Here is a 20208-nt window from a genome sequence, read left to right as displayed (position 1 = left end):
AGCGGGAGGGGACTTCTACGTGCGCGCCCCGTTCCCGTCAACAACTTTTTTCATCGTCGCTGACTTTTCGTCCCCGCCGCATCGCAGCGCGAACATTCGGAGCACCCACCAGAGTGCCGCCTCGTCTCCAAGATCAGTTGTAAAAGAGCTTTCCGTCCCCGCCCGCAGCAACTCGCGTCCCCGCAGGCAGAAGGGGGCTTTTAGAGACATGGCGGGCAAAGGTCAACACCTTTTCGGAATTTTTCCCAAACTTCTTCCCGCCACAAGCCCCCGACACCCCCCTCTTCCAAGCCTGCTAGAACTCCAAGTGCTTGTACGTCCTGGGGAACGCGATCACGTCGCGGATGTTGGTCACGCCGGTGGCCAGCATGACCAACCGCTCGAAGCCCAGGCCGAAGCCCGCGTGCGGAGCCGTGCCGAAGCGCCGGGTATCCAGGTACCAGTCGTAGCATTCCATATTGAGGTTCATCTCGGCGATACGCGCTTCCAACCGGTCCAGGCGCTCCTCGCGCGCGCTGCCGCCCACGATCTCGCCGATGCGCGGCACCAGCACGTCCATGGCTGCCACGGTGCGCCCGTCCTCGTTCTGGCGCATGTAGAACGCCTTGATATCCTTGGGATAGTCATACACGATGACCGGCTTCTTGAAGTGCTCTTCCGCCAGATAGCGCTCGTGCTCAGTTTGAATGTCCTTGCCGAAGGCCGCCTCGTACTCGAAGGATTTCGGTGCCTTGCGCAGGATTTCCACGGCCTCGGCGTAGGGGATGCGTTCGAAGGGGTCGGCGACCAGCTTCTCGAGGGTTCCCATGAGCGAGGTGTCCACCCACTTGGCGAACAGCTCCAGGTCCCCTGCCCTGCGTTCCATCACATCCCGGATGCAGTGCTTGAGGAGATCTTCAGCCAGATCCATGTTGTCGGCCAGGTCGGCGAAGGCCATCTCCGGCTCCACCATCCAGAACTCGGCGGCGTGGCGCGCCGTGTCGGAAGGCTCGGCCCGGAAGGTCGGCCCGAAGGTGTACACGTCGCCCAGTGCCAGGGCGAACGGCTCGGCGGAGAGCTGCCCGGACACCGTCAGGTTCGCCTCTTTACCGAAGAAGTCCGCCTTGGCTCCCTCTGGCCCCAGCGGCTGGCCGGGGTGCATGGTGGTCACGCGGAACATCTCGCCCGCGCCCTCGCAGTCAGAGCCCGTTATAATGGGCGACTGCAAATAGAAGAAGCCCCGGTCCTGGAAGAAGCGATGCACGGACAGGGCCAGCTCCGAGCGGATGCGGAAGGCCGCGCCGAACTTGTTGGTGCGCGGGCGCAGGTGCGCGATGGCGCGCAGGAACTCGTCCGAGTGGCGCTTCTTCTGGAGCGGAAAGGTGTCCTGGTCGGCACCGCCGATCAGCTCCACCTCGGAAGCCTTGATCTCCCAGGCCTGGCCCTTGCCCGGCGAGGCGATGAGCGCCCCGGTTACGGCCACGGACGCGCCCGTGCCCATGTCCTTGATATGCTCGTAGCCCTTGGCGTCGGAATCGACCACGGCCTGGATGTTGGCCAGGCAGGAGCCGTCGTTTATCTCCAGGAAGGAGAAATCCTTGGCGTCGCGGCGCGTGCGCACCCATCCTTTGACGATAATCTGCTCCCTGGGGCCGTCGGCCGAGAGCAGAGCGGCAATTTTCGTGCGTTTCATCCCCATATCATAATCCAGCCCCACCGACCGGGGCAAGCCTTGTCTCGGGCGGGACTGTAGGATAGGAGAGACCCCGGCGGCAGTGGGATACACTCTCTGGACTCCACTATGGGCGTCACGCCTGGATTTCGGGCGTTTTCCAGCGCCCACCCCCTCTTTACGCAGACCAAGGAATACCAATGGGATTTTTTTCCAAGCTCTCGTCCTGGCTGGGCGGCAAAAAGCCCGAAGAAGCACCCGGAGCAACGCCCGAAGCTGAAGCTTCCGCATCTGTCGAAGCATCCGAAACACCTGAATCCCCGGCGGCGGAAGTCTCCCCGACCGATGCCGAAGCGCCTCCAGCCGAGGTCGCGCCCACCGATGCGCCCTCGCCCGTCCCTGCGCCGAACCTGGTCACCGAGGACTGGCAGAAGGACCTGACCCTCTCGCTACGCCAGGCCGAACCCAAGCTGTCCGTCTGGCTGGGCATCATCCTGCAAGACGTGGCCGTGGCCGGGCCGGACCTCTGGCAGCGCCTGCGCTTCCTGTTCACCTCGCTGGAGGCTCCCGCAGCGGAAGCCGACGACTTCATCGCGCGCTTCCAGAAGTGGCTTAACAACATGGGCTACGAGGAAGTCGAGGAGTTCCGCTCCGAACTTCAGTACCGCCTTGCCCTGGCCCTGGAACTGGAAGACGAAGAGGACGAGCGTTCGCGCCTGTTCATCAAGCTCTCCGAGGGGCTGGCCAAGACTCGCGAGCAGATCGCCGCGCGCATCGACAACCTGCTCACCTCCCACTCCTCCATGGACGACGACTTCTGGGAGGAGCTGGAAGAGATCCTGATCATGGCGGACGTGGGCTTCGAGCCCGCAGGCAAGCTCCTTGCGCAGCTGAAAAACCGCGCCCGCAAGGCTGGCGTCACCGATCCCGCCGGGTTCAAGGAAATCCTGCGCGAGGAGCTGGCCCAGATTTTCCGCGCCCCCAAAACCATCAAGGCCATCAACCCGCCCGAGGTGGTCATGGTGGTGGGCGTCAACGGCGTGGGCAAGACAACCTCCATCGCCAAGCTGGCCTACCGCGCCCAGCTTCAGGGCCGCAAAGTGCTCATCGTGGCGGGCGACACCTTCCGCGCCGCAGCCATCGAGCAGCTCCAGATCTGGGCTGACCGCGTGGGCGCAGGCTTCTTCTCCAAAGGCGAGGGCGCCGACCCCGCCGCCGTGGCCTTCGAGGCCATGGAACGCTGCCTGGCCGAAGGCTACGACTTGATGCTCCTGGACACCGCCGGGCGTCTGCACACCAAGATCAACCTCATGGAAGAGCTCAAGAAGATCGAGCGCGTGCTCGGCAAGAAGCACGCCGGAGCGCCTCACCGCACCATCCTGGTGGTGGACGCCACCACCGGCCAGAACGCCCTCTCCCAGACCAAGCTCTTCAACGAGGCCGTTGGCGTGGACGAGATCGTGCTCACCAAGCTCGACGGCACGGCCAAGGGCGGCGTGGTGGTGGGCATCGCGCTGGAGCACGCCATCCCCATCACCTTCGTGGGCCTTGGCGAAAAGATGGAAGACATGCGCCCCTTCTCCGGCGAAGACTTTGCCAAGGCGCTCCTGGTGTAGTATGTTCCTGATTGCCGGACGGACCGGCATCCTCAAAGATCAATCACCGCCGCCCCGCCCCCACGGGGCGGCGCTGTAAGAAACCTCCAGCCACTACACCACCTTATGTATATGAGCACACCCACCAGAGCCGATGCCGTCGCCACCCTTGAAAAGCATCTGGGCGACAAGCCCGCCAGGCTCGCCCATTCGCTCAAGGTCGCCGGGCTTGCCGTCACCCTGGGCCAGATGCTGATCGCCAAGGGTATTTCCCTGAACCTGCCCCTGATCGAGGCAGCCGCGATCCTGCACGACATCTGCAAGGGCCAGCCCGACCACGACCGCGCAGGCGGCGAACTCCTGCGCTCGCTGGGCTATCCCGAGGTCGCCGCCATCGTTGAGGTCCACACCCGCCTGGGAGGACGCACCCCCTCTCCCGACGAGCCCCTCTCCGAGGCCGAGGTGGTCTACATGGCCGACAAGAGCTATCGGCGCGTCAACCGCGTCAGCATCGAAGAGCGTTATGGCATCTGGCGCGACACCTGGAAAGACAACCCGGAGCGCCTGGAGAGCCTGACCAACGGCGAGAACCGCGCCAAGGCCGTGCGGGCGCGCATCGAAAAGGCGCTGGGGATGGCGCTTAGCGACGTGAAGAGCGAAGAGTAAGAGCAAGAGAAGATGCCTCCGGCGGCCAAAGAGGAAACTTTTTGGAAAAAGTTTCCTCTCTGGACTCTCCTTCAAAAACTTTCAATGAGCTTCGCATTCCAGCGCGGCAATATGGCGTTCAGGCGAGGCTGGTTGCTGGGAGCCCTTTGGCACTCTTTCGGGGCAAGTTACGTGATCTTCAGGCGGGTGCCGATGGCTGTAACGGTCGCGTCCTGGTCGGCGGGCGACGAATCGTCTTCAAATCGGTTCTAGCCCGCCGACCAGGACGTGAACGGAACAGCCATCGGCACCCGCCTTGCCAGGACACGAACGGGACAGCACCCTGCCAACGACGCAACCCGCAACCACCAGACGCGAAGCTCACTGAGGGTCCAGGGGGATCATCCCCCTGGCGGGTCAAGGGCGGAGCCCTTGCGGGTCCAGGGCAGAGCCCTGGCAGGGTCCGGGACGGAGTCCCGGCAACGCCTGTTCACAACCAGTCACAAACGAGTCCCCATGCAAGTCCCTCCTGTCGTAACCGGCCTGCTGCGAGACACCTTCGGCTTCGATTCCCTGCGCCCCGGCCAGACCGAGGCCATCACCCGCCTGCTTAACGGCAAAAGCGTCCTGGCCATCTTCCCCACGGGCGGCGGCAAGAGCCTGTGCTACCAGCTGCCCGCGCTGGCCCTGCCCGGCGTGACACTGGTCATCTCGCCGCTTATCGCCCTGATGAAGGACCAGATCGACTTCCTGAAGGCGCGCGGCATCGCCGCCGAACGTTATGACTCGAGCCTGGACGCGCAGCAGTCGCGCGACGTGCTGGGCAGGCTCAGGGACGGCCAGCTGAAGCTCCTGTACATCTCGCCGGAACGGCTGGCCAACGAGCGCTTCCTCCAGACCATCCGGCGCGCGGACGTGTCGCTGCTGGCCGTGGACGAGGCCCACTGCATAAGCCAGTGGGGCCACAACTTCCGCCCGGAATACCTGAAGATCGCCCGTGCGGCCAAGGAGCTGAACATCCCGCGCGTGCTGGCCCTGACCGCCACCGCAGACCGCGAGACCGCCGCCGACATCGCCCGGGCCTTCGACATCAACGCCGGAGACATCGTCCACACCGGCTTCTACCGCCCCAACCTGGAGTTGCACGCCTCGCCTGCCAAGCCCGGCGGCAAGAAGGCCCTGTTGCTGGAGCGGCTGCGCTCGCGCCCCAAAGGCCCGGCCATCGTGTACGTCACCTTGCAGCACACGGCGGAAGGCGTGGCCGCGTATCTGGCCGAAAACGGCATCGAGGCGCGCGCCTATCACGCGGGCATGGCTAACGAAGTCCGCTCGGAAGTCCAAGAGGCCTTCATGGCCTCGGACTCCATGGTCATCGTGGCCACCATCGCTTTCGGCATGGGCGTAGACAAGGCCGACATCCGGGCCATCTACCACTACAACCTGCCCAAGGGCGTGGAGAGCTACGCCCAGGAGATCGGGCGCGCCGGGCGCGACGGCAAGCCCTCGGTCTGCGAGATGTTCGTCTGCCTGCAGGACACGCTGGTGCTGGAAAACTTCGTGCTTGGCGACACGCCGGACATCCAGTCCGTCACCTCGCTGTTGGAGGAGCTCTTCGGCGGCGAGGACCACCTGCTGCTCTCCCCGCCCGCCCTGGCCAACCGCCACGACATCCGGGAGCTGGTGGTGCGCACCCTCCTCACCTACCTGGAGCTGGACGGCTACCTGCGCGCGCTCGGGCACATCTATACCAGCTACACGCTCACGCCCAACAAGACCTCCGCCGAGATGCTGGCCCCCTTCGACGAGGCGCGTCAGGCGTTTCTGAAGAAGGTGCTGTCTCGCTGCAAGAAGAAGCGCAACGGCAGCTTCGGGCTGGACGTGGAGGAGGCGGCCCAGGCCATCGGCGAGTCGCGCGACCGGATATTGACCGCGCTGGAATACCTGGAGGGCAAGGGCGATATCGACCTGAAGGCCAGCGGCACACGCCAGCGGTTTCGGGTGGACAGGCGGCCCGTGCATCTGGACGGGCTGGCGCGGGAGCTGGAAGTGCGATTCGCGGAGCGCGAGGGGCGCGAGCTTGAGCGCGTGCGCCAGATGCTGGTGCTGGCCGGGGAGCCGGAGTGCCTGACCATGCGGCTGCTGCAATACTTCGACGAGAAGAGCGGCCCGTGCGGGCACTGCGGGCCGTGCCTGGGGGAGGAACCCTGCGTGCCGCCGCCGTTCGCGCCCAGAAGGCCGCGCGAGCGCTCGCTCAAGAAGCTGGACGCCCTGCTGGCGGAGGGTTTGGCGCAACTTACCACGCCGAGGCGGCTGGCGAAGTTCCTGTGCGGGCTGTCGTCGCCTGCCACGACGCGGCTGAAAGAACACGAAGCGTTCGGGCTGTTCGAGCGCGTGCCCTTCAAGATGGTGCTGGAAATGGCGGAGAGGGTGATGAAGGCGTAGGATGTGTCCGTATTTCTGATACCCTCGAACGCAGGACAAACGCTGGGTTAGCTGTTTGCATATCCTGTTTTCGACTTGCACTCACAATTGACCTCCCTCAGTCATATCATATAACGTAAAGTCTATGCGCAAGCTGAAAGCAATCGCTCGTCATCTCCGCTGGATTTTTGTCTTTCTTGCTCTCATTTTCCTCTCCTGGCTTTTCTATGACTACCTCTTGCACAACGCCAGCCAGGGCATGGGTAACTATCTCATCCAGGTCATCGGCCTTGTAGCCAACATATTTGGCATCCTGGCTGGATTCAGTAAAGACCCAGCTCCTGAGATCAAGAACCATATCGACGCCTCGGCTCATCAGGCAGAGAAATCCCAGCAGACGCGTCATGATGTCATGAATGGTAAACTTGATGCTATTTACGACAAGCTTGCCCAACAGGGTATTGCGGAATCACGTATCCCGGATGTCATCAAGGAGCGAGATGACAAGATACGGGAACTCTCTGAAAAACTTAAGAAGTACGAGGGGCAACCAACAGAACTCCGCAACAAGGCACTCTGCGCCTTACGCGAAGGCAGAACGGAAGAGGCAGAACTATTCTTTAAGAGTGAACAGGGCAGACTAAAATCTTTCGCGCTAGAATATGCAGAGGCCACGTACCAATTGGGGCAAACTCAGTTCGCAGCCTTGAAATTTCATGACGCCCTAGCGTCTTACAAGAGTGCTGTGAATCTCTCCCCAGACAATGTTGAGTATCTCAATAGTCTTGGGAACTTGCTAAACGACTTTGGAGATTTGGATGGCGCAATCCAAGCGCTTCAACAGGCATTAATTGTTATTCAGGAAAGTTTGGATGATAGTCACCCAGATTACGCACCGGTCCTCAACAATCTAGGCTCGGCATGGCAAGCCAAAGGCGACCTGGACAAGGCTATCGACTTCTTTACCCGCTCCCTGGCCGTCAGCGAAAAAACCTTTGGCAAAGAGCATCCAAAGGCCGCCATCAGACTCAACAACCTCGGTTCGGCATGGCGAGACAAAGGCGACCTGGACAAGGCCATCGACTTCTACACTCGAGCCCTGGCCGTCAACGAAAAGACCTTTGGCAAAAAGCATCCCAACATAGCCATAAACCTCAACAATCTCGGCGAGGCATGGCGACACAAAGGCGACCTGGGCAAGGCTATCGACTTCTATACCCGCGCACTGGCCATCGACGAAAAGGCCTTCGGCAAGGAGCATCCCAACGTTGCCAGAGAGTTCAACAATCTCGGCTCGGCATGGCAAGACAAGGGCGACCTGGACAAGGCCATCGACTTCTATAGTCGCTCCCTGGTCATCGTCGAAAATACAAACGGTAAAGACCATCCCAACGTCGCCATCTGCCTCAACAACCTCGGTTCGGCATGGCAAGACAAGGGCGACCTGGACAAGGCCATCGACTTCTATAGTCGCTCCCTGGTCATCGTCGAAAATACAAACGGTAAAGACCATCCCAACGTCGCCATCTGCCTCAACAACCTCGGTTCGGCATGGCAAGACAAGGGCGACCTGGACAAGGCCATCGACTTCTATAGTCGCTCCCTGGTCATCGTCGAAAATACAAACGGTAAAGACCATCCCAACGTCGCCATCTGCCTCAACAACCTCGGTTCGGCATGGCAAGACAAGGGCGACCTGGACAAGGCCATCGACTTCTATAGTCGCTCCCTGGTCATCGTCGAAAATACAAACGGTAAAGACCATCCCAACGTCGCCATCTGCCTCAACAACCTCGGTTCGGCATGGCAAGACAAGGGCGACCTGGACAAGGCCATCGGCTTCTATACCCGCGCACTGGCCATCGACGAAATGACCTTCGGCAAAGAGCATCCTAACGTTGCCAGAGAACTCAACAACCTCGGTGGAGCATGGCAAGCCAAGGGCGACCTGGACGAGGCCATCGACTTCTATACCCGCTCCCTGGCCATCGACGAAAAGACCTTCGGCAAAGAGCATCCTAACGTTGCCAGGGAACTCAACAACCTCGGTTTGGCCTGGCATGACAAGGGCGACCTGGACAAGGCCATCGACTTCTATACCCGCTCCCTGGCCATCGACGAAAAGATCTTCGGCAAAGAGCATCACGAAGTCGCCGCCAGCCTCAACAACCTCGGCGGAGCACGGCAAACGAAAGGCGACCTGGACAAGGCCATCGACTTCTTCACCCGCGCTCATGCCATCATGCTTACTACCTTTGGCTTGGATAATCCCTCCACCCGCATAGTAGCCGCCAACCTCGCCGCCGCCATCGCCGCCCGTGACGCCGCCAAGTAGCTCCCGCTTGTTCCGGCTGAGAATCTACGCTATCAGCCAGATAGCATGAACGCATCCGACCTCATCCGCTACACGCCGCTGGCTTCGGCCAACCGCATGCGCATCATCGTGTCCGTCCTGGCCAAGCACGGCTTTGAGGAGCTCCTCATCCGGCTGGGCCTGCGCCGCCGGTTCCCCTATTTCTGGCGCAAGAGCCCGCCTCCCCCGGCAGCGATTCCCCTATGGAAGCGCCTCAAGCTCATCATCGAAGAGCTCGGCCCCACCGCCGTCAAGATCGGCCAGATCCTCTCCATGCGCCCGGACCTCATCCCGTCCGACCTCTGCGACGAGCTGAAGACCCTCCAGGAGGCGCTGCCCCCGACTCCGTTCGAGGACATCCGCGCCGCCATCGAGAAGGCCTATGGGCGCCCGCTGGAGACACTCTTCTCCGGGTTCGAGCATCATCCCGTGGCCACGGCCTCCATCTCGCAGGTTCACCGGGCGCGCCGCGCGGACGACGCCAGCCTGGTTGCCGTCAAGGTGCAGCTGCCCGATGTGGCCGACACCCTGGCCGCAGACCTGGACATCCTGGAATACCTGGCCGAACTGCTGGAGGAGCGCGCGCCTTCGGTCCGCCCCTTCAAGCCCGTGGAGGTGGTGCGCGAACTTCGCAAGGTGGTGCGCCGCGAGCTCGATTTCACCAACGAGGCCGTGAACATGCTGGCCTTCAACGCCCTCTTCGAGGACAACCCGCGCGTGTTCGCGCCCGCCGTGCATGCGGATCTCGCGCGCCCGGGCGTCCTGGTGATGGAATTCATCGACGGCGAACGCCTGGACGAGTTCCTGGGCACCAGCGAGGAGCGCGCCGAACTGGTCTCCCTGGGGCTTGAATCCACCGTGCGCCAGATCATGCAGGAGGGTTTTTTCCACGCGGACCCGCACCTGGGGAATCTGCGCATCGTGGGCCGCAGCAGGCTCTGCTACCTGGACTTCGGCATGTGCGGACGGCTGGCCCCGGCGCTTCGCAGCGCGCTGGTGGACTGCCTCATCGCGCTGGGCGGCAAGGACACGGCGCGCCTCGCCCGCGTGGTGGAGGACATGTCCTACTCCGCACCGCCGGACCTGGACGTGTTCAGCCTGGAATCGGACCTCATGTTCATCATGCAGAAGTTCCACACGCCCTGCGGACACGGTTTCATGGGGCGGCATATGCTGGACCTGACGGCCATCTGCCGCGAACACGGCCTCTCGCCCCGGCCCGACTTCATCCTGGTGGCGCGTGCGCTGCTGGCCTCCGAATCAGCCCTGAAATCCCTCGACCCGACGCTGAACCCGGCATCAAGCCTCTCCTCCCTGGCTCAGGCGTACTCCATGCGCCGCCTGATCCCCGGCCTGTCGGACCGCTCCATCTGGGCCGAACTGGAAGAAGCCGGTCGGATCATCACCGCCTTCCCTCGCAGGATAGACACCGTGTTGCGCAAACTCAGCGCCGGCCAGCTGACCGTGGAACACAAGCAGCACGACTTCGGCCGCCTGCCCGCCACCTTCCAGCGCATCGGCAACCGCCTGGGCGGCGCGCTGGTCACCTCGGCCCTGGCGGTCTGTTCAGCCGTGATCTTCAGCTCGGACCTGGGGCCGCACCTCTGGGGCATGCCCGTCATCGGGCTGGCCGGATTCGCCCTGTCCGGGATGCTTGGCACATACATCACGTTCAAGATGTTCCGGGATACCTAGTGTCGCGATTTTGAAAAACATGATTTTGTTTTTCAAAATTCAAATCAATGGTTTTGGCTGTTTGTCTTGAAAATCCGTATGGACGGATTTTGAGGACGCAACACTGGAGGATACTCATGAGCGATCTGCTGAAAAAAGGCTTCTATACCGGGCTTGGCGCTGGGCTTTTGCTCAAGGACAAGATCATGGACGCCCTGAACGCGCCCGTTCGGGTGAACGATTCGCACGCCGAGGAACTCAGGCACGCCCTGGACGCCCTCTCCAACAATCTGGAACAGGGCGTGGACGTCGCCAAAGAGGTCGGGCAGGAAGAACTGGACCGGATTCTCAAAAGGCTCGGACTGGTGAAAGCGGAAGACCTGGAAGAGATGAAGGCCCGGATCGCGGAGCTGGAAAAGAAGCTCCAGGAGCGCGAGGGGAAAGGCTGAAGAGGCGGATGCCTCCGGCGGGCAAAGAGGGCTCCGCCCTCTCTGCACTCTCCCGCCTGGGGGGTGATCCCCCTGGACCCTCAATGAGCTTCGCGTAACGAACAGATACGTTTCAGATATCTCGCGAGAAAGCCCTGAAGCGCGCAATGCCGCGCTTCAGGGCTTAATAGTTCATGAAATCACCGCCCACTACGATTTCTGCTGGCTGGGAAGTACTGTGTTGAATGTTTCAATCCGACCACATGCGCCTTCGTCCTGACTCACGTTTCATCGCAGCAGAGCATGCTTTCATTTTGGCAGAATGGATTTTAAATGCGGCAGAGCGTGCGTTCGGCGGGTGCTGCGGGCTGTCACGGTCGGGTTCTGGCGGGTGGGCGACGAATCGTCTTCAAATCGGTTCTAGCACGCCCGCCAGGACACGAACGGGACAGTCACCAGAGCCAGCCATCAGCCCGAATTGCCGCGCGCGACGCGAAGCGGAAAGCCGGGTGCAGGGGAGGCTTCTCCCCTGCCGGGTCCAGGGCAGAGCCCTGGCGGGTCTGGGCGGAGCCCAGCCAGGGTCTGGGACTTAAATCCCAGCCTAAATATACTGTTTCAGCAGCTCGTAAGGCGTGTCTTCGGGGAGGGTGATCCGGTTTTCAGGAAGAAAGCTGGACGCCAGCGCCCCCAGCCATTCACGGCTGAACTCCAGTCGCTCAAAGGCCAGTACGGCCCTGCCGTTTTCGTGCAGCAACCGATACCCTACGATCTCCACCTGAACGACCGTGCTCTCCCCCTTGGGGAGCGCTTCGACCAGCATGGTCTTGTTCGAAGAGTTCAAGGTCAGCTTGAACGAATGGCAGTATTCCTCGAACAATGGCGACAGCTTATTGGTTATGGCCGTCGAGACGGCCATATCCTTGATGGCTCCGAACATCGGGCTACCTACCAGGTGAGGGCGTTGGATTCATCGAGACAGTTCTTGGTGCCCTCGGCGCAGGGAGGGATCGCGTACTCGCCGTTGAAGCAGGCAAGACAGTACTGCGGGTCGTTCAGGTCCGCGCCGACGGAATTGAGCAGCCCGGGTATGGACAGATAATGCAGGCTGTCCAGGCCGATGTAGCGCGCGATGTCTTCCACGGAGTTGTTGGCGGCGATGAGTTCCCCCTTGGAGGAGAAGTCGATGCCGTAGAAGCAGGGGAACTTGATGGGCGGACAGCTGACGCGCATGTGAATCTCGCGCGCGCCGAGCTCGCGCAGCTTCTTCACGCGGGTGCGGATGGTGGTGCCGCGCACGATGGAATCTTCAACGATGATGATGCTCTTGTTCTTGATGAGCGAGCGCACGGGGTTCAACTTCACGCGCACGGAAAAGTCGCGCATGTCCTGCGAAGGCTGGATGAAGGTGCGGCCCACGTAGTGGTTGCGCACCATGGCCACCTCGAAAGGCAGTCCGGACTGCTGGGCATAGCCCACGGCGGCGTACACGCCGGAGTCCGGGAAGGGCATGACGTAGTCCGCGTCCACCGGCGCTTCCAGGGCCAGGGTCTGGCCCATGAGCTTGCGGCGAGAATAAACCACCTCGCCGAAGACCACGGAGTCGGGCCGGGCGAAGTAGACCAGCTCGAAAATGCAGCGGCTGGCCTTGATGGGCTCGCAGAGACGGTAGGAGCGCATGCACTTGTCCTGGATCACCAGCATCTCGCCGGGTTCCACTGCGCGCAGGTACTCTGCCTCGATCAGGTCGAAGGCGCAGGTCTCGGAGGAGATGACGTAGTGGTCGTCCAGACGGCCAAGGGCCAGGGGGCGCACGCCGTGCGGGTCGCGCAGGGCGATCAGCTTGTCGTTGGCCAGGATGAGCAGCGAATAGGAGCCGCGCACCTTCTGGCAGGCCTTGATGACGGCTTCCTCGATGGTGCCGCCGTTCAGGTACTTGGCGATCAGATGGACGAAGATCTCCGAATCCATGGTGGTCTGGAAGATGGAGCCGGAGGCTTCCAGTTCCGCGCGCAGTTCCATGGTGTTCACCAGGTTGCCGTTGTGGGCGATGGCCAGACGCCAGTCGCCGAAGCGCACCAGAAAAGGCTGGGCGTTGCGCAGGAGCGAGGCGCCGGTGGTGGAGTAGCGGACGTGCCCCACGGCGATGGAACCCTTGAGTTCCCGGCTGAGGTGGCGTTCGCTGAACACGTCGGCCACCAGCCCCATGCCCTTCTGCTCACGGATGTTGTCGCCATCCCAGGTGACGATGCCCGCCGACTCCTGCCCGCGATGCTGCAGGGCGTAGAGGCCGAAGTAGGTCATGCGCGCGGCCTCGGGATGGCCGTAAATGCCGAACAATCCGCAGTATTCTTTTTTCATGTCGCTGCTCTCAAGCCTTCTCGTAAAGGCAGACAGATAAGGCCAGAACCTCTGCTGTCAACTAGGCGTAGTGTTCCTGAAGGCTCTTGACGCCAAGACCGGAGCCTTTGAGTTCCTGAATGGCCAGGGCCGCCGCGCGCGCGCCCGCCACTGTGGTGGTGTAGGGCACGCCGTACAGCACCGTGGTCTGGCGCAGTTGCGAGGAGTCCTGCACCGTCTTCTTGCCGGAGACGGTGTTGATCATCAGCTGGATTTCACCGTTGATCACGTGGTCCGCCGCGTTGGGGCGCCCCTCGTAGACCTTGAGCACCTTGGTGGCCGTCACGCCGTTGTCGTTCAGGAACTTGGCGGTGCCGCCGGTTGCGATCACCTTGAAGCCCAGCTCCTGGAAGAGCTTGGCCACGGGCAGCACGGCGTCCTTGTCGCGGTCGTTCACCGAGATGAACACCGTGCCTTCGAGCGGCAGGCGTTGTCCCGCAGCCAGCTGGCTCTTCATGAACGCGCGTCCGAAGTTGGAATCCACGCCCATGACCTCGCCGGTGGAGCGCATTTCGGGTCCCAGCAGCACGTCCACGCCGGGGAAGCGGTTGAAGGGAAACACCGACTCCTTGACGGAGACGTAGCCGGACTTGCGCCCGCTCCAGGGGTCGAGGTCCTTGAGCTTCATGCCCATCATGACCTTGGTGGCCAGCTTGGCCAGGGGCACGCCCGTGGCCTTGGACACGAAGGGAGAGGTGCGCGAGGCGCGGGGGTTGACCTCCAGGATGAACACCTCGCCGTCTTTCAACGCGAACTGGATGTTCATGAGGCCCACCACGTTCAGCTCCAGGGCCAGGGCCTTGGTCTGACGCTCGATCTCGGCGATGACCTCGGCGGAGAGGGTGTGCGGGGGCAGCACGCAGGCCGAGTCGCCGGAGTGGATGCCCGCTTCCTCGATGTGCTCCATGATCCCCGCCACATAGGTCTCTTCGCCGTCGCACACGGCGTCCACGTCAACCTCGATGGCGTTCTCCAGGAACTTGTCGATCAGAATGGGGTGCTCGGGCGAGACCACGGCGGCCTTCTTGAAGTAGGCGGCCAGGCCTTCGTCGTCGTAAACCACTTCCATGGCGCGTCCGCCCAGCACGTAGGAGGGGCGCACCACCACGGGATAGGTGATGTCGTTGGCGATGACGCGGGCCTGCTCCCCGGACATGGCGGTGCCGTTGGGAGGCTGCTTGAGGGCCAGCTTCTTGAGCAGGGCCTGGAAGCGCTCGCGGTCCTCGGCGCGGTCGATGGAATCGGGCGAGGTGCCCAGGATGGGCACGCCTGCGCGCATGAGCGGCACGGCTAGGTTCAGCGGGGTCTGTCCGCCGAACTGCACGATGACGCCCTCGGGCTTCTCGTGCTCGATGATGTTCAGCACGTCCTCGAAGGTCAACGGTTCGAAGTACAGCTTGTCTGACGTATCGTAGTCCGTGGACACGGTCTCCGGGTTGGAGTTGACCATGATGGACTCGATGCCAAGCTCCCGCAGCGCGTAGGAGGCGTGTACGCAGCAGTAGTCGAACTCGATGCCCTGGCCGATGCGGTTGGGACCGCCGCCCAGGATGACCACCTTGCGCTTCTCGGAGGGGGCGATCTCTGCCCCGGTCTCGTAGGTGGAGTAGAAATACGGCGTGTAGGCCTCGAACTCGGCGGCGCAGGTGTCCACCAGGTAGTAGGTAGGCTTGACGTTGAGCTTCTTGCGGATGTCGCGGATATCCAACTCGGACTTCTTCCACAGGGTGGCCAACTGGCGGTCGGAGAAGCCGAACTGCTTGGCCTTGGTCATGACCGGAGCCAACTTGGGGTTGGAGGCGCTGACGGACTCCTCCAGCGCGAAGGCGTGGAGTTCGGCCTCCATGTCCACGATCTCGCGGATCTGGCGCAGGAACCAGGGGTCGATCTTGGTGGCCTCGAAGATTTCCTCTTCAGTCATGCCGCACAGGATGGCCGAGCGCAAATCGAACAGGCGGCGCGAGTTGGGCTTGCGCAGGGAGACCAGCAGGGCTTCCTTGTCCCAGGTGCAGCGGTCGAAGTCCTTGGAGAGGCCGGGCATGCCGACTTCCAGGGAGCGCATGCCTTTCTGCAGGGCTTCCTTGAAGGTGCGCCCGATGCTCATGGCCTCGCCCACGCTCTTCATGGCGGTGGTCAGGAAGTCTTCCGCGCCAGGGAACTTCTCGAAGGTGAAGCGCGGGATCTTGACCACCACATAGTCGATGGTGGGCTCGAAAGAGGCCATGGTCTCGCGGGTGATGTCGTTGGGAATCTCGTCCAGCGTGTAGCCCACGGCCAGCTTGGCCGCGATCTTGGCGATGGGGAAGCCCGTAGCCTTGGAGGCGAGCGCCGAGGAGCGCGACACGCGGGGGTTCATCTCGATGACCACCAGCTCGCCGTCCTCGGGGTTGATGGCGAACTGCACGTTGGAGCCGCCGGTCTCCACGCCGATCTCGCGCATGACGGCCAGTGCGGCGTCGCGCATGCGCTGATATTCATCGTCCGTGAGGGTCTGGGCCGGGGCCACGGTGACGGAGTCGCCGGTGTGCACGCCCATGGGGTCGATGTTCTCGATGGAGCAGATGATGACGCAGTTGTCGCGCACGTCACGCATCACTTCCAGCTCGAACTCCTTCCAGCCCAGCACGGATTGTTCAAGCATCACTTCAGATTTCATGGAGAGGGCCAGCCCGCGCGAGGCGATGGCTTCCAGGTCTTCCATGTTGTAGGCCACGCCGCCGCCGGAACCGCCCATGGTGAAGGCCGGGCGGATGATGATGGGGAACGGGATCTTGCGTCCCCAGGCGCGCACGTCGTCAATGGTGCGGCAGATGCCGGACTCGGGAACCTTGAGGCCGATCTTGATCATGGCCTCGCGGAATTCCTGGCGGCTCTCGGCCTTCTTGATCACGGCCAGGTCAGCTCCGATGAGCTCCACGCCGAACTTCTCCAGCACTCCGGATTCGGCCAGGGCCACGGCCGTGTTCAGGCCGGTCTGCCCGCCCAGGGTGGGCAGCAGGGCGTCCGGGCGCTCTCGCTCGATGATCTTGGCCACGATGTCCGGGTCGATGGGCTCCACATAGGTGCGGTCCGCAAGGCCCGGGTCGGTCATGATGGTGGCCGGATTGGAGTTGACGAGCACCACTTCATAGCCCTCTTCTTTGAGGGCCTTTGTGGCCTGGGAACCGGAATAGTCAAACTCGCAGGCCTGACCGATGACGATAGGGCCGGAGCCGATGATGAGAATCTTTTTGATGTCGGTGCGTTTGGGCATGACTGGCGGGGTTGTGGTTAAGGTTGGGTACGGCGTTGGGTTCCAGAAATGTGACGTGAAATGTCAATTTGGGGTTTTCACCCCGGCGTGGGTTTACGCAACTTATCCCCCCCCGGCAAGATATTTGAGGGCCTCCCGGTGATTGACTTCCCCGCCAGCTTGCATAAAGGAGCAGCAACCGGACACAAATCAAGGAACCCCCGTGAAGCCCCAGTATACCCTGGCCGCAAGCCTGGCCGCCGTCGTGGTCGTTCTGGACCAGATAACCAAGCTCCAGATCCAGAAGCACCTCACCCTTTTCACCTCCGTGGAAGTGATTCCGGGATACTTCAACCTGGTCCACACGTTGAACCGGGGAGCGGCTTTCGGCTTCCTGAACAACCCAGACACCTCCTGGCAGACCTACTTCTTCATGGGCGCCACGGCCATGGCGGTGATGATCATCCTCAACCTGCTCGCCAAGGCCTCCCCCGGCGACAAGCTGCTCATCGTGGCCCTGGGGCTCATCCTGGGCGGAGCCGTCGGCAACCTTATTGACAGGGTCCGCACCGGCGAGGTCATCGACTTCCTCGATTTCGCCATCGGCTCCTATCACTGGCCCGCCTTCAACGTGGCGGACATCGCCATAAGCTGCGGGTCGCTGGCGCTCATCTTCTCGTTCTACGTCCGCAAGAAAGACTGAAGGCCCCGCCGGACCTCCCGGAAGCCAGGCCCCGCAAGCCGCCCCGGCCTTGCAAAATGCACCGGCCAGGCGTAACAAGGACACCCTTATGACGCTCACCACCACCATCGGAGGGTTCCCCCTCTGGTTCTTCCTTGTCCTGGCCCTGCCCGTGTTCCTGAACTTCTGGGCCATCGGGCACGCATTCTACCGCAACTTCCCCACCTATCAGGAAAAGATGGTCTGGTTGTGCCTGTCGGTTTTCGTACCGGTGCTGGGCGGCCTGATCTACCTGTTCGTTGGCAGGAAAAGAGGAACGAAAGAATCATGAACGCACGCATTGCGGCCCTGGCCGCGCTCCTGCTTCTGTCCGGCTGCGCCGGGACCAGCTCCGACAGCCCCGTGAAGGGCAAGCCCATCGATCCCCAGGCCCAGGCCCAGGCCAACCTCCTCGCCGAGGTGGACGGGCTGAAATCCCAGGTGCAGCGCCTCTCCGCCGAAGTGGAGGACCTGAACCTCCAGATCCGCACCATGACCGACGGCGACGGCTCCGGCGGAGCGACCACCCTGCCGGAACTCTCCAAGCGCATCCAGAAGGTCGAGGGCAACCTGAAGCAGATGGGATCCCAGCTTGGCGTGGAGATCGACGGCCAGCAGCCCGGTGCGGGACAGCCCCATGATCCGGGTGCCCCTGCTCCCGGACCCCAGGGCAATCAGGCCCCCGGCCAGCCCCAGGTGAACGCCCCGGCCGCCCAGACCCAAGCCCCCTCGCAGGCCCAGGCCCGCCCCACCGACGTGCCCGCCGCCACCAACGCAGACCCGGCCGAGGCCATCTACGCCAAGGGCATGCAGGCCTTCCAGGCCAAGGACTACGACAAGGCCGCAGGCATGTGGCGGGAAGTGGCCAAGACCTATCCCAAGCATACCCTGGCCCCCAACGCCTATTTCTGGATGGGCGAAGCCTACTTCCAGAAAGGCGACATGGGTCAGGCCGTACTGAACTACAACGAAGTGGTGGAAAAGTTCCCCAAGAGCAACAAGGCCCCCTCGGCCATGCTCAAGATGGGAATGGCCTTCCAGAAGCTGAACAAGAAAGAGGCAGCCCGCCTCATGTTCTCCGACCTCATCAAAAAATTCCCGGATTCAGCCGAGGCGCGCCGGGCCAAGAGCCTCCTCTAAAGGTCTGAACTTATGAACGAAGTCCGCAAAATCGTCCATCTGAGCTTCCCGCCGGATTCCTCCGGCAAGCCGGTTGTCTGCAACATCATCAAGCTTTTCGACCTGTGCTTCAACATCATCAAGGCCCAGATCAACCCCCGCGAGGTGGGCGAGATGGTCCTTGAGATCAACGGCCTGGAGCCTGCCGTCAACGACGGCCTGGCCTACCTGCGCGAGCACGGGCTGACCATAACCCCAGTGGCCCAGACAGTCCGCAAGGACGAGGACTCCTGCGTCCACTGCGGCGTATGCACCGCCCTGTGCCGCCCGCGCGCCCTGGAGATCGACCGCGCCACCTGGAAGGTGCGCTTCGACTCCGAGAAGTGCGTGGCCTGCGGCCTGTGCGTGAAGGTCTGCCCGGTGAAGGCCATGGAAACCCAGTTGGAGAACGGCTATCTGTAACCCCTTCCGGGAGGCCGGCCATGGATGAGGAGCAACGCACCTTCCTGCGCATCCCGACCAATCTGCACGGTCGCATGCGCTTCCTCTCCTCCGGGAAGGAGCTTCAGCTGTTTCGCGAGGCGCCCATCACCAGCACCTCGGTGTCCTCGATGGACCTCAAGGCCGCAGGCGTCAACGAGGCCCTCATAAGCGCCTTGCAGGCCATGGACCGCAAGCTGGACATGCTGATCGGCATCCACAGCCAGGACAGCCTGCAGGAGGATTTCCCGCACCTGTTGGAGGTCGTGGAGATCTCCGGGGCCGGGGTGAAGATCGCCTGCGCCTACCCGCTCACGATTGGCCAGCATGTGGAGGTCGTCATCACCATGACGCAGCTTCCGGTGCGTCTGGCCGGAGCACTGGCCCGCGTGGTGCGCGAGGAGACGCTTGACGGCAGGCAGATCTGGGCGCTTGATTTCACCCGCATCCGCGACCGCGACCTGGAGACCATCGTTCAGTTCGTTTTCCAAACACAGCGCGATGAATTGCGCGTCAAGAAGTGGGAGCAGCACTCGTGATGGCCAACACAGACACCGTGATCGACAGCCTGATGGACCGCTACATGGACGAGATGGTGGAGAACCTGAAAGGGGCCATCACCCAGGCCGTTGAAAAGGAGCTCTCCAAATCGCTGACGCGCTCGCTGCTCCAGAGCGAGTTCTACAAGCGCCTGAGCGACGACATGCGAAACGGCCTCCAGTCCATCTACAAGGAGCTCTCCACCGCCCGGCAGGACGAAGGCGGGTCGGTCATCGTCAAGGAGAAGAAGCGGGCCGACCAGCTTTTCAGCGAAGCCGCCGACCAGCTGGACACCATCCTCTCCACCACCGAGCAGGCCACCGGCGAGATCATGGACGTCGTGGAAAAGCATCTGGAGATGCAGGCCAAGTCCAACACCATCCTGCACAGCCTGAAGTCCGGCGGCGTCACCAAGGAACAGCTCCAGGAGCTGCGCGACATGAGCGACGCGCTCAACGCCGACCTCATGAGCATCATGACCACCCTCTCCTTCCAGGACCTCACCGGCCAGCGCATCAAGCGCATCATAGGGGCCATCAAGAACGTGGAAGCCATCGTGCTGGACCTGTACCTGTCCACCGGCCTCAAGGTGAAAGCCCACGAGGAAGCCCCGGACATGGACCTGGACCAGATCGAGGCGGAAGCGGACAAGAAGGTGTCGGACCTGAAGGGACCGCAGACGGACTCCAACCAGGCGTCCGTGGACGACCTGCTGGCGTCGCTGGGTTTGTAGCGGATCGCGGGAAGATTTTTCGAGCATACAAGGGGGCTTCGGCCCCCTTTTTTTATGGCCGCGAGCTTCTCCCGGATCTGAACGGCGGCAAAGCTCCACCTGCCTGCGCCGCCCTGTTTGCGCCGCCAGCCCGGAGGCACTGGCCGTCTCGGCAGGCATGAGCCCTGGCGGTCTCCGACAATCCGGGTTGATGGCCGGGACCGGAAGGCACTTCCAGTT

Annotated in this window: 16 protein-coding genes; 12 read left to right on the top strand and 4 right to left on the bottom strand. The window is 62.4% G+C overall.

Annotation, left to right across the window (positions count from 1 at the left end; all coding sequences use genetic code 11):
• Positions 1-295: 295 nt before the first annotated feature.
• A complete protein-coding gene (asnS, locus tag G453_RS0116025) occupies positions 296-1672 on the bottom strand; it encodes an asparagine--tRNA ligase (protein ID WP_027191871.1) in 1377 nt (458 codons plus the stop codon).
• 179 nt (positions 1673-1851) lie between these two features.
• On the opposite strand from asnS, the gene ftsY reads away from it, so the two are divergent.
• The 6 genes from ftsY (at position 1852) to G453_RS0115990 (ending at position 10788) form a co-directional block, all read left to right on the top strand.
• Positions 1852-3267 carry a signal recognition particle-docking protein FtsY gene (ftsY, locus tag G453_RS0116020; protein ID WP_027191870.1) on the top strand — a complete coding sequence of 472 codons (1416 nt, stop codon included), beginning with the start codon at positions 1852-1854 and terminating at the stop codon, positions 3265-3267.
• 111 nt (positions 3268-3378) lie between these two features.
• Positions 3379-3912 (top strand): HD domain-containing protein, encoded by a 534-nt coding sequence (locus tag G453_RS24595; protein WP_027191869.1) that lies wholly within the window; start codon positions 3379-3381, stop codon positions 3910-3912.
• A 495-nt stretch (positions 3913-4407) separates the two neighbouring features.
• The gene (locus G453_RS0116010) at positions 4408-6333 is read left to right on the top strand and encodes a RecQ family ATP-dependent DNA helicase (RefSeq protein ID WP_027191868.1); all 1926 of its coding nucleotides are present in this window, start codon (positions 4408-4410) and stop codon (positions 6331-6333) included.
• Positions 6334-6457: 124 nt separating this feature from the next.
• Positions 6458-8647 (top strand): tetratricopeptide repeat protein, encoded by a 2190-nt coding sequence (locus tag G453_RS24590; protein WP_084502419.1) that lies wholly within the window; start codon positions 6458-6460, stop codon positions 8645-8647.
• 45 nt (positions 8648-8692) lie between these two features.
• Complete coding sequence (locus tag G453_RS0115995) at positions 8693-10360, top strand: ABC1 kinase family protein (RefSeq protein WP_027191866.1); 1668 nt, start codon at positions 8693-8695, stop codon at positions 10358-10360.
• A gap of 116 nt (positions 10361-10476) precedes the next feature.
• Positions 10477-10788: a phasin family protein gene (locus G453_RS0115990; protein ID WP_027191865.1), complete on the top strand. Its 312-nt coding sequence runs from the start codon at positions 10477-10479 to the stop codon at positions 10786-10788.
• A gap of 580 nt (positions 10789-11368) precedes the next feature.
• On the opposite strand, the gene G453_RS24585 is transcribed toward G453_RS0115990, so the two are convergent.
• From G453_RS24585 to carB, 3 genes are all read right to left on the bottom strand, one after another.
• A complete protein-coding gene (locus tag G453_RS24585) occupies positions 11369-11704 on the bottom strand; it encodes a hypothetical protein (protein ID WP_051272511.1) in 336 nt (111 codons plus the stop codon).
• Positions 11705-11712: 8 nt separating this feature from the next.
• The gene (gene purF, locus G453_RS0115980) at positions 11713-13125 is read right to left on the bottom strand and encodes an amidophosphoribosyltransferase (RefSeq protein ID WP_027191864.1); all 1413 of its coding nucleotides are present in this window, start codon (positions 13123-13125) and stop codon (positions 11713-11715) included.
• A 61-nt stretch (positions 13126-13186) separates the two neighbouring features.
• Positions 13187-16417: a carbamoyl-phosphate synthase large subunit gene (carB, locus tag G453_RS0115975; RefSeq protein ID WP_027191863.1), complete on the bottom strand. Its 3231-nt coding sequence runs from the start codon at positions 16415-16417 to the stop codon at positions 13187-13189.
• 202 nt (positions 16418-16619) lie between these two features.
• Here carB and lspA point away from each other — a divergent pair, with 202 nt between their 5' ends.
• The 6 genes from lspA to G453_RS0115945 all read left to right on the top strand — a co-directional run bounded on the left by lspA (position 16620) and on the right by G453_RS0115945 (position 19989).
• Entirely contained in the window at positions 16620-17099 is a 480-nt protein-coding gene (lspA, locus tag G453_RS0115970) for a signal peptidase II (RefSeq protein WP_027191862.1), read from the top strand.
• 88 nt (positions 17100-17187) lie between these two features.
• Positions 17188-17409: a PLDc N-terminal domain-containing protein gene (locus G453_RS0115965; protein ID WP_051272510.1), complete on the top strand. Its 222-nt coding sequence runs from the start codon at positions 17188-17190 to the stop codon at positions 17407-17409.
• Positions 17406-18257 carry a tol-pal system protein YbgF gene (gene ybgF / locus G453_RS26570; protein ID WP_027191860.1) on the top strand — a complete coding sequence of 284 codons (852 nt, stop codon included), beginning with the start codon at positions 17406-17408 and terminating at the stop codon, positions 18255-18257. Before G453_RS0115965 ends, ybgF begins: the two co-directional genes overlap by 4 nt.
• A gap of 12 nt (positions 18258-18269) precedes the next feature.
• The gene (locus tag G453_RS0115955) at positions 18270-18698 is read left to right on the top strand and encodes an NIL domain-containing protein (protein ID WP_027191859.1); all 429 of its coding nucleotides are present in this window, start codon (positions 18270-18272) and stop codon (positions 18696-18698) included.
• Positions 18699-18718: 20 nt separating this feature from the next.
• A complete protein-coding gene (locus tag G453_RS0115950; RefSeq protein ID WP_027191858.1) occupies positions 18719-19255 on the top strand; it encodes a PilZ domain-containing protein in 537 nt (178 codons plus the stop codon).
• Positions 19255-19989 carry a protein phosphatase CheZ gene (locus tag G453_RS0115945; RefSeq protein ID WP_027191857.1) on the top strand — a complete coding sequence of 245 codons (735 nt, stop codon included), beginning with the start codon at positions 19255-19257 and terminating at the stop codon, positions 19987-19989. Before G453_RS0115950 ends, G453_RS0115945 begins: the two co-directional genes overlap by 1 nt.
• Positions 19990-20208 lie beyond the last annotated feature (219 nt).

This window comes from Fundidesulfovibrio putealis DSM 16056 (assembly GCF_000429325.1).
Taxonomy (GTDB): Bacteria; Desulfobacterota; Desulfovibrionia; order Desulfovibrionales; family Desulfovibrionaceae; genus Fundidesulfovibrio; species Fundidesulfovibrio putealis.
Note: the sequence above shows the minus strand (reverse complement) of the source record. Positions and strands in the feature narration are given on the sequence as shown.

What these genes read in the sequence shown, in the direction of transcription:
- asnS (WP_027191871.1), bottom strand. Translation starts at nt 1,672, where the DNA reads ATGAAACGCACGAAAATTGCCGCTCTGCTCTCGGCCGACGGCCCCAGG.
- ftsY (WP_027191870.1), top strand. Translation starts at nt 1,852, where the DNA reads ATGGGATTTTTTTCCAAGCTCTCGTCCTGGCTGGGCGGCAAAAAGCCC.
- G453_RS24595 (WP_027191869.1), top strand. Translation starts at nt 3,379, where the DNA reads ATGAGCACACCCACCAGAGCCGATGCCGTCGCCACCCTTGAAAAGCAT.
- G453_RS0116010 (WP_027191868.1), top strand. Translation starts at nt 4,408, where the DNA reads ATGCAAGTCCCTCCTGTCGTAACCGGCCTGCTGCGAGACACCTTCGGC.
- G453_RS24590 (WP_084502419.1), top strand. Translation starts at nt 6,458, where the DNA reads ATGCGCAAGCTGAAAGCAATCGCTCGTCATCTCCGCTGGATTTTTGTC.
- G453_RS0115995 (WP_027191866.1), top strand. Translation starts at nt 8,693, where the DNA reads ATGAACGCATCCGACCTCATCCGCTACACGCCGCTGGCTTCGGCCAAC.
- G453_RS0115990 (WP_027191865.1), top strand. Translation starts at nt 10,477, where the DNA reads ATGAGCGATCTGCTGAAAAAAGGCTTCTATACCGGGCTTGGCGCTGGG.
- G453_RS24585 (WP_051272511.1), bottom strand. Translation starts at nt 11,704, where the DNA reads ATGTTCGGAGCCATCAAGGATATGGCCGTCTCGACGGCCATAACCAAT.
- purF (WP_027191864.1), bottom strand. Translation starts at nt 13,125, where the DNA reads ATGAAAAAAGAATACTGCGGATTGTTCGGCATTTACGGCCATCCCGAG.
- carB (WP_027191863.1), bottom strand. Translation starts at nt 16,417, where the DNA reads ATGCCCAAACGCACCGACATCAAAAAGATTCTCATCATCGGCTCCGGC.
- G453_RS0115965 (WP_051272510.1), top strand. Translation starts at nt 17,188, where the DNA reads ATGACGCTCACCACCACCATCGGAGGGTTCCCCCTCTGGTTCTTCCTT.
- ybgF (WP_027191860.1), top strand. Translation starts at nt 17,406, where the DNA reads ATGAACGCACGCATTGCGGCCCTGGCCGCGCTCCTGCTTCTGTCCGGC.
- G453_RS0115955 (WP_027191859.1), top strand. Translation starts at nt 18,270, where the DNA reads ATGAACGAAGTCCGCAAAATCGTCCATCTGAGCTTCCCGCCGGATTCC.
- G453_RS0115950 (WP_027191858.1), top strand. Translation starts at nt 18,719, where the DNA reads ATGGATGAGGAGCAACGCACCTTCCTGCGCATCCCGACCAATCTGCAC.
- G453_RS0115945 (WP_027191857.1), top strand. Translation starts at nt 19,255, where the DNA reads ATGGCCAACACAGACACCGTGATCGACAGCCTGATGGACCGCTACATG.